This is a genomic window from Allosphingosinicella sp., from assembly GCF_059502505.1.
Window position 1 is genome coordinate 252,325 of sequence record NZ_JCACEU010000020.1, and the last position, 7,097, is coordinate 259,421.

The 7,097-nt window shown below is 60.2% G+C and carries 9 protein-coding genes; 7 read left to right on the top strand and 2 right to left on the bottom strand.

The genetic code is table 11. The annotated features are described in order from the left end of the window. Positions 1-2 precede the first annotated feature (2 nt). The 3 genes from AC5JBD_RS16885 to AC5JBD_RS16895 all read left to right on the top strand — a co-directional run bounded on the left by AC5JBD_RS16885 (position 3) and on the right by AC5JBD_RS16895 (position 2,260). Complete coding sequence (locus AC5JBD_RS16885) at positions 3-803, top strand: LytR/AlgR family response regulator transcription factor (RefSeq protein WP_495722992.1); 801 nt, start codon at positions 3-5, stop codon at positions 801-803. A gap of 109 nt (positions 804-912) precedes the next feature. Continuing rightward, complete coding sequence (locus tag AC5JBD_RS16890; protein ID WP_495722993.1) at positions 913-1,650, top strand: PEPxxWA-CTERM sorting domain-containing protein; 738 nt, start codon at positions 913-915, stop codon at positions 1,648-1,650. A gap of 103 nt (positions 1,651-1,753) precedes the next feature. Beyond that, on the top strand, positions 1,754-2,260 hold the full coding sequence (locus AC5JBD_RS16895) for a YybH family protein (protein ID WP_495722994.1): 507 nt from the start codon (positions 1,754-1,756) through the stop codon (positions 2,258-2,260). Positions 2,261-2,502: 242 nt separating this feature from the next. Here the strand turns inward: AC5JBD_RS16895 and AC5JBD_RS16900 are convergent, their stop codons facing one another. Then, positions 2,503-3,549: an alpha/beta hydrolase family protein gene (locus AC5JBD_RS16900; protein WP_495722995.1), complete on the bottom strand. Its 1,047-nt coding sequence runs from the start codon at positions 3,547-3,549 to the stop codon at positions 2,503-2,505. Positions 3,550-4,501: 952 nt separating this feature from the next. Between AC5JBD_RS16900 and AC5JBD_RS16905 the strand changes: the two genes are divergently transcribed. From AC5JBD_RS16905 to AC5JBD_RS16915, 3 genes are all read left to right on the top strand, one after another. Next, positions 4,502-4,807, top strand: a complete 306-nt coding sequence (locus AC5JBD_RS16905; protein ID WP_495722996.1) for an energy transducer TonB — start codon at positions 4,502-4,504, stop codon at positions 4,805-4,807. A gap of 140 nt (positions 4,808-4,947) precedes the next feature. Continuing rightward, positions 4,948-5,499, top strand: a complete 552-nt coding sequence (locus tag AC5JBD_RS16910; RefSeq protein WP_495722997.1) for a hypothetical protein — start codon at positions 4,948-4,950, stop codon at positions 5,497-5,499. 478 nt (positions 5,500-5,977) lie between these two features. Further along, entirely contained in the window at positions 5,978-6,262 is a 285-nt protein-coding gene (locus tag AC5JBD_RS16915) for a hypothetical protein (RefSeq protein ID WP_495722998.1), read from the top strand. 33 nt (positions 6,263-6,295) lie between these two features. On the opposite strand, the gene AC5JBD_RS16920 is transcribed toward AC5JBD_RS16915, so the two are convergent. After that, positions 6,296-6,658: a hypothetical protein gene (locus AC5JBD_RS16920; RefSeq protein ID WP_495722999.1), complete on the bottom strand. Its 363-nt coding sequence runs from the start codon at positions 6,656-6,658 to the stop codon at positions 6,296-6,298. Between the two features lie 89 nt (positions 6,659-6,747). Between AC5JBD_RS16920 and AC5JBD_RS16925 the strand changes: the two genes are divergently transcribed. Next, a complete protein-coding gene (locus AC5JBD_RS16925; RefSeq protein ID WP_495723000.1) occupies positions 6,748-7,032 on the top strand; it encodes a barstar family protein in 285 nt (94 codons plus the stop codon). The last annotated feature ends 65 nt before the right edge of the window (positions 7,033-7,097 follow it).

Below are 7,097 nucleotides of genomic sequence, written 5' to 3' on the forward strand. Positions count from 1 at the left end.
CGTTGAGCATTCTGATTGTCGATGACGAGCCGCTGGCGATCAGGCGCCTGGAGCTGCTGCTCGATCGAATTGACGACGTTTCGATCGTCGGCCGCGCACAAAGCGGTGAGGATGCCCTCCAGATCATCAAAAGCCATCGCCCTGACGTTGTGCTGCTCGACATTCGCATGGGTGGGCTCGATGGGCTGGGCGTGGTCGAGGCCCTCGCCGGCTCATACATGCCGCAGATCATCTTCGTCACCGCCTTCGACCATTTCGCCGCCCGCGCCTTCGACATTCGAGCGGCCGATTATGTCGTGAAGCCGGTCGCCTTCAGCCGCCTCAGCCAGGCTCTGGACCGCGCACGGGAGGCACTCAGGGCCGCAGATTCAGCTGAGCGCGCACGCGACCTGCAGAAGCTGCTGGCTGCTCTGCGTCACGAAGGCGGTGCTCCGGACACGCCGCGTTTCGAGACCCAGCTTTGGGGGGAGCGGCGAGGCGCCTTCGAACCGGTGCATGTCGTAGATATCGAGTGGATCGAGGCCGAGCGTGATTATGTGCGTCTGCATACCAAGAAGAGCACTTTTCTCCTGCGCGAGACTCTCAGCGGGATTGAGACCAGATTGGATCCCGCGGAATTCATGCGCGTCCGCCGCTCGGCGCTTGTCCGGCGATCCTCGATCGCCGCCATTCGCAAGGTCGGCTACGGCGATGTTCGCATCGAGCTTAGGAGCGGGAATGAGGTGCGGGTCGGCCGTACCTATGTCTCTCGCATTCAGGCGATGCTCCGTTCCAGTGGCCGTCACGCCCGCGCTTCGGCCTGAATGGGAGGCCTTCATTGGTCGACGATTTCGTCCATCCGTCGGCACCAGCCTCACGCTGTCGGCTGGCAGTCGAATATCCCATGACGATTGATGATATTGGGAGTGAGGATTGGTGCCGAAGAAATTCGTTGGTTTCACCTTTGCTTGTGCGTTGACGCTGCTTGGCGCTCCCGCCTCCGCGGCCGAAATCTTCTTTGCGGAGAATCTCAGTCCTCGCGCAGCCGTTTCCGGCACGCCGCTGGAGGCTCGCGCAGCATTTCTCGCGGAGCTCAGCGGCACAAGCACTGTGAGCTTCGATGATCTCACAAAAACGCCCACCAGTCTCACCTTTACCGGGTCGGCCGGAACGATCACGGGAACATTCGCCCGCGATGGCGTAAGCCTCGGCGCAGGCACCAATGCGACAGGTCGCTTTCCAACTTCCGGAGGGCGCTACCTAGCCGTTGGCAGCGACGGATCCTTCCAAATCAATTTCGATCAGGCGATCGCTGCAATCGGCTTCTACGGCACGGATATCGGCGATTTCGCAGGACAGCTCTCGATCGAGTTGCTGCGTGCTGGAAGCTTCGAAGCGATCACCGTGCCGCACACGCGCGAGGCCAACAACGGATCGCTGCTCTTCTTCGGTTTGACCGACCGGACAAACCCCTTCACCGGCGTCCGGTTCGTGAGCAACTCCGCTGGCGCGGTCGACAATTTCGGTATCGACGACATCACCATCGGCGATCCACAGCAGGTGATCAGCGCCGTTCCCGAACCAGCAACCTGGGCCACACTGATTGTCGGATTAGGTCTCGTCGGCGCCTCGATGCGCCGGCGAGCAGGCAGCCGCCGCTGCGAGGCTTGAGCAGTCGACAGCTAGGTCAATTGCGGCAGTTTCTCTGTCGCGACCCTCGGCAGTGAGTATTCACCGGCTGGTGGATCGCCAATCAAAAACTCGGAGAATGAGAATGGCTCAATCAGGGGGGCTTGGCTTGATCATTGCGGCGGCGATGTCGCCTGCCCAGGCCAGCGATAAAGAAGCGAACGCAGTCTACGAAAGGTTAACCGCGTCCTATGCCTCGCTCGACCCGGCGGGTCTTGAGAGGGTGTATGCGCCGAACGCCACCTACAGTTCGCGGAACCCAGGTCTTACGATCCATGACCGGAAGACGCTGATGAAGGGGCTCACGGGCTTCCAGCAGCAGGTGAAAGACAAGGGCGGCGCTGTCGACATCCGCTTCCGCATCGTTGAGCGTAAGCGCTTCGGAAACCTCTATGTGGACCACGGTTATGTCCGGACTGCCTACACCCTTGGGAAAGACGCCGCGCCCACGGTCACAAATGGTAAGTTCATGACGGTTTTGATGAAGCAGCCCGAGGGGCATTGGGCGATCGTCAGCGATGCCGATTCCGAGGCGCCCGCCGATGCCTACGAACGAGCGGCAGCGGTCGATGGACTGAAGTTCGATCGATGACTGCGTCACGCTGAGATGCGCCAGTGCACGTCCACCTGACGAGCCGTCCGCGGCCGCTCAGGCCCATCGACATTGAAACAGTGACAGAGGCTCATCGCATTAGCGCGTGGCCATGAACGTGGGCAATGGAAGGGAAGCTGGCGCTGAGTGTCAGCCTGAACGAACGTCCGCCTCGAGGTAATCCTCGGCGAAGTTGAGCTCCCGGAAAGGGCGCGCAGTCGCCGGTGGTCGAGGGATGCCGCTCAGGGCGTCCCAGTGATCCACTTGGCCAACGTTGCCGTCCAGGCCGTCGACACCGGCTTTTTCCACTGATACTCGGCCGGCGTCATTCTGCCCGTGCCTTCCTGCATCATGTGATTGAGCGCCGGGAAGCGCTCCATTCGAACGTGTGGATTGCCGGACAAGGCGCTTTGAAAGCCCTTCCAATCGACCTCCGTCGTCAAATAGTCTCGTGCGCCCTGGGCGATCAGGACGCGCCCACCGCGGCCCGTCAAAAGGCTGATGTCCTTCAGGCTGTCGATCTTCCTCATTGAACGCCAGAACCACATCGGCTGGTTGAGGATGACCTCATCGTCCGCCGGTTCGTCCCGTCTCAGACGCTCGACTTCGAGAAGCATTGTCGCTTGCCGTGCCCGCTCCTCGAGCGACGGGTTCTCGGATAGGGAGGCGACATACTCCATCTGCTCCTTGATCATGTCGCCCGCCTCGCGTGTGGCGCCATTGACGATGACGGCACCGGCCGCGCCGGAAAGCAAGGCGATCCTGGGCGCCATGCCGCCACCGGCGCTGTGTCCGACAATGTAGATGCGCGCGGGGTCGACCAGAGACATGCCCCTCAGCTGCCTCACCGCTGCGACCGCGTCGTCGATCCACTCCTCTTCGATTGTTGCCCGTCGCTTCTCGGCGCTGAAGAGCTTGCGGTGAGTGGTCGTGCGCTTTGCGAACCGAAGCGCCGCTACCCCCTCCCGGGCGAGACCGATCGAGGTTTCCCGCATCACCTTGTTGGGCCCGACGTCGCCGTCGATCGATCCCGGCCCGAAACCGTGCACGAGCACGGCTACTGGATAGCGCCCCTTCCCCTTCGGCGCCGTGAGGATGCCAGGCACGGCCCACTTCCCCTCGCCTATGGTTACAGGAATTTCGAGCAGCCCGTCGAGGAGACAAGCATCGCACTGTGAAGCACCTAACGGTAGTTCCTTCGCATCTTGCTGTACGGCGGCCGCAGCTGGAGGCGTTGCCAATGCGGCTGATAATAGCAGAGGCGCGAGCGTCAAAGTCACATGTGTCATAGTTCCCCCCTGCGATGCGCCGCTGCCGCGCTGGCCCCGGAGCGCCAGGAGCATCCCTGAGCCCGGCTCAACGAGCGACGCTGCAACGGCAGACGAGGCTCATTCAAAGTCGATATACCCCGAGCATGCTATACAGATGGACCACGGGGAACCTCGCAAACGGCGAGCGGTGCAATCGGTCGATGAATGCGTTTCGACAGGTGTCGCGCGTCGCGTCGAAAGCCAACAGGCACAGCTGGCTGAACGTTCGCTTGTCGGCCCCGGCCGATTGGGCCCGAGCGGCAAAGATGAGCGACATCCGAAATACACCTCCGCCACACGCAATGGCGCTTCCTTCGTGCTTACACGGCGCGCTGATCGCGCGCCTTCCGAGTGGCTTGCGCCGGTGAATAGCTTTCGAAGGAGGTGCGCCGAAGATTGGAGATTAGCGGCGCCTAGCGATCCTCATATGGCAGGTTTGTCGGCTGCTCTGTCGAAAGGACTTGGCCCTTATCCGAATGCAAGGAGGTGCGAACGTCCGCTTTCGACCCATTGCGGACATTCAATTGCCGTTACTCAATTGGCTCTGAGGGATCATATCCCCTGATGGTCGCCAGAAGCAGACGCCTCACGGTGGCGCAGTAGGGTCGTCGGGGCGCGGTGGCGTCCCTTGAAGCGACTATCCCGTACCATTCTTCCCTGCGTCCTGAGAGATAAGCTTCCCGCTCTTCGGAAGAAACCTCCACACCTTCCGCCCAGGCGTTTGAGTAATAGAGCCATGCATCACCGTAGCGGTCGAAAGCCGTGGTAAGGATGTGTCTGTAGCGTTGACGATGGGACGGCATAGCTTGGACTATGCGGATGAAAGTCCGGTTTCCACCCATTCCAGAGGCTCAGAACGGTTCTGCGACATATCCAAATTGCCAAGGTCAGGCTGCTGGTTCAGGATATCGCAGAACGATTGGAGTAGGTGATGCTGAGCCTCGTAGTTGCGATCGCGCTGGCCGGTCCGAGCGACGATGCTGTTGAGGCTGGCTGGATCTTCCCGCCTGATTACCCAGCAGCCCTCCTTTCTCAACGCGCGGAAGGCACCGTAGAGTTTCAACTGACATTTAGCGCTGAAGGCCGCGTCTCTGCATGCGACATTGTCAAGTCGAGCGGCACTCCGCTGCTTGACGCTACCGCCTGTCGCATCTCCGTGCGGCGGGCGAGAGCCAAGAGCGGAGAACCAAGGGTTCAACACCTTCGGCATACGTGGAGCTTGCCGGCTCATCGTTAAGCCCCGGCCTGCCTTGCAACGGCGGGCATGGGCAAATGTCGCTTTTCCGACCCATTGCAGACATCAGGGGACGATGCGAGACTTGGCACATGATTTCCGTTGGAGTGCTCATGAGCCTTACTTCGCCGAGTGAGCCCGGGATGCTTTTCGAGCAGATCACCCCTCAGGTCGCGGCAGAACGCATTTCGCGATGTGGTCTGGGAGAGGTCACGATCCGTTATGAGGAAGTGCTGCAATCTGAAGTGCTGACAGCGGCAGGGGCAACATCGGTTTCTGATGAACAGCTCGCTTGTGCCGATAAGGCCGCTAGCTACTACGATCTCGAACTGCCACCCGCTGTTCAGCCGCGTTACGATGCCACCAGGAATGCGCGTCTATCCGCACATTCCTTGCGAGAAGCTAAGGCTTGGCTAGCTAAGCGCGGCCTGCTTGAACGAGTCCCAAAATACCAAGCCGGGGTGACAGACGACGGAGTTTTCACCCGGGAGCTAGAAGCACTTTGCGGCGCTCGGGCCAAGGGGGCCTTTCAGTCTGAATATGGCTTCCACGCTCTCAGCCCAGACTGGGCACAGGGCAACTTGGAGCCGTTCGAGGAGGGTGCGGAGGTGCTGGGCTGCCTTATGAATGCCGCTCGCGTAGCTGGCTTTGAATTTGGTTTCATCGGGAACGAGGCGGCTGCGACCGATGATTGACTGAGGAGTCTCTGTGTCCGCTTTCCACCCATTGCCGACATCAGCGGCTTATGTCTGCTCCCGACCCTAAGCGGTCGTTCGTTGCACAGGCTCTGGATACGGCCCCACCTCAAGCTGAAACTCGCACGGCTCTATGTTGTGAAGCTCCGTCGCCTTGGGAAGGATGCCCATCAAATGCACGCGAGCGTCATCGCGACGAGCAAACAGTCCGGACGGCGGGTAGTCATTTATCCAGTACGCTTCATAGTCATGGTCGGCTCACAGAGCCTTTCCGTGACGACCTGAAACCGCCCATCGTCGCGGCGACAGAGGCGCGCCCGCCGCTGCCCTGAAGGTGAAATGAAGGTCTCTTCGGCGGTAACTTGCATGCAGAGGGCGTACATACGCCAATATCCGATTTCCACCCCTCCGGACGTTCAGCAACATAACCCGCTTTCGACCCATTGCGGACATACAGCACAGACGGCAGACCTGAGAAATGAGCAGAGTTCAGCAAACGGCCGCCGCCATTCTGCTAACCTTGAACCTTGCGCTCACCATCTTTTTGACATGGCATCAAATTACCGTTGCTCAGGCCGGCCGCAAGTATGGCATTGAGGATGATCCACCATTCATTTTCTTGCTGCTGATCGCGAGCCTCGTGATCGCCAGCGGCACTGCATTTAGATCCCGAAGGTATCGGAGTGCGATTATAGGGGGTACCGTACTCGCTCTCTTCTTGATGTTCTCATCCGCCGTTGCTTTAGGTGGAGGGGGCATGTGATCGAAGGTTCCCCTTTCGACCCATTGCGGACGTTCACTCGTCAGGGAGAGGAGCTATCCTTACCGGTGGCAGAACCTCGTTCACGAGCGGGATGGTGTCACCCTCGGCTCGTTTCCGAAGTCGGTCTCCCGCCGCCCTGAGGCGCTGCTCAGATACCTCGTCCAGACCAACCATCTCCCCTACCACGCTGCCGTCCGCGAGCTTGATCGTGCAGTCGAGCCTCTGGTCCCACTCCTGCGCCGTGCAGAACGCACCGGGAGCAATGGAGGAAATGAGCCGCTCTGCCTTCTTCTCAAGCTGCACCCACAGGCGAGTGACCTTCTTCCAATCGACATCCGGATTTGGTCCCTCCGGATCGATCCTGGATAGCTCAGCGGCGTATTCCTCAAAGGTCATCAAGGCAGAATAGGAGGGTGCATCGCGTGCGCCAATGTCTGGTTTCCACCCATTGCGGACATCGCGCGGCCGTGTCAGCTTCGCCCCATATGAAAGTGATCAGGCTCGATGCGAGCGGCTGGCGCTCGACCGAGGATTTCTATTCGGAGCTACTGCCGCAACTTGGAGCGCCAGGTTGGCACGGACGAAACCTCGATGCGCTCGAGGACAGTCTCTATGGCGGCATCAACCAGGTCGAGCCACCGTTCAAGGTTGAACTCCAGGGCGCTCAGGGTCTCTCGCCCGAGCTGCGCCAGTTCGTGTCGGACGTGACTGCCGTATTCAACGACGTGCGCAACGACACTCAGGCAGAAATCGCCTTCGAGATCATCTGAGCGAACGTCGGCTTTCCACCTAGTGCAGACATTCGCCGCTGAAGTGCGCTTCGAGATTTGTCCGC

Coding starts and splice junctions, on each gene's coding strand:
- AC5JBD_RS16895 (WP_495722994.1), top strand. CDS start 1,754: ATGGCTCAATCAGGGGGGCTTGGCTTGATCATTGCGGCGGCGATGTCG.
- AC5JBD_RS16905 (WP_495722996.1), top strand. CDS start 4,502: ATGCTGAGCCTCGTAGTTGCGATCGCGCTGGCCGGTCCGAGCGACGAT.
- AC5JBD_RS16910 (WP_495722997.1), top strand. CDS start 4,948: ATGCTTTTCGAGCAGATCACCCCTCAGGTCGCGGCAGAACGCATTTCG.
- AC5JBD_RS16915 (WP_495722998.1), top strand. CDS start 5,978: ATGAGCAGAGTTCAGCAAACGGCCGCCGCCATTCTGCTAACCTTGAAC.
- AC5JBD_RS16920 (WP_495722999.1), bottom strand. CDS start 6,658: ATGACCTTTGAGGAATACGCCGCTGAGCTATCCAGGATCGATCCGGAG.
- AC5JBD_RS16925 (WP_495723000.1), top strand. CDS start 6,748: ATGAAAGTGATCAGGCTCGATGCGAGCGGCTGGCGCTCGACCGAGGAT.
- AC5JBD_RS16900 (WP_495722995.1), bottom strand. CDS start 3,549: ATGACACATGTGACTTTGACGCTCGCGCCTCTGCTATTATCAGCCGCA.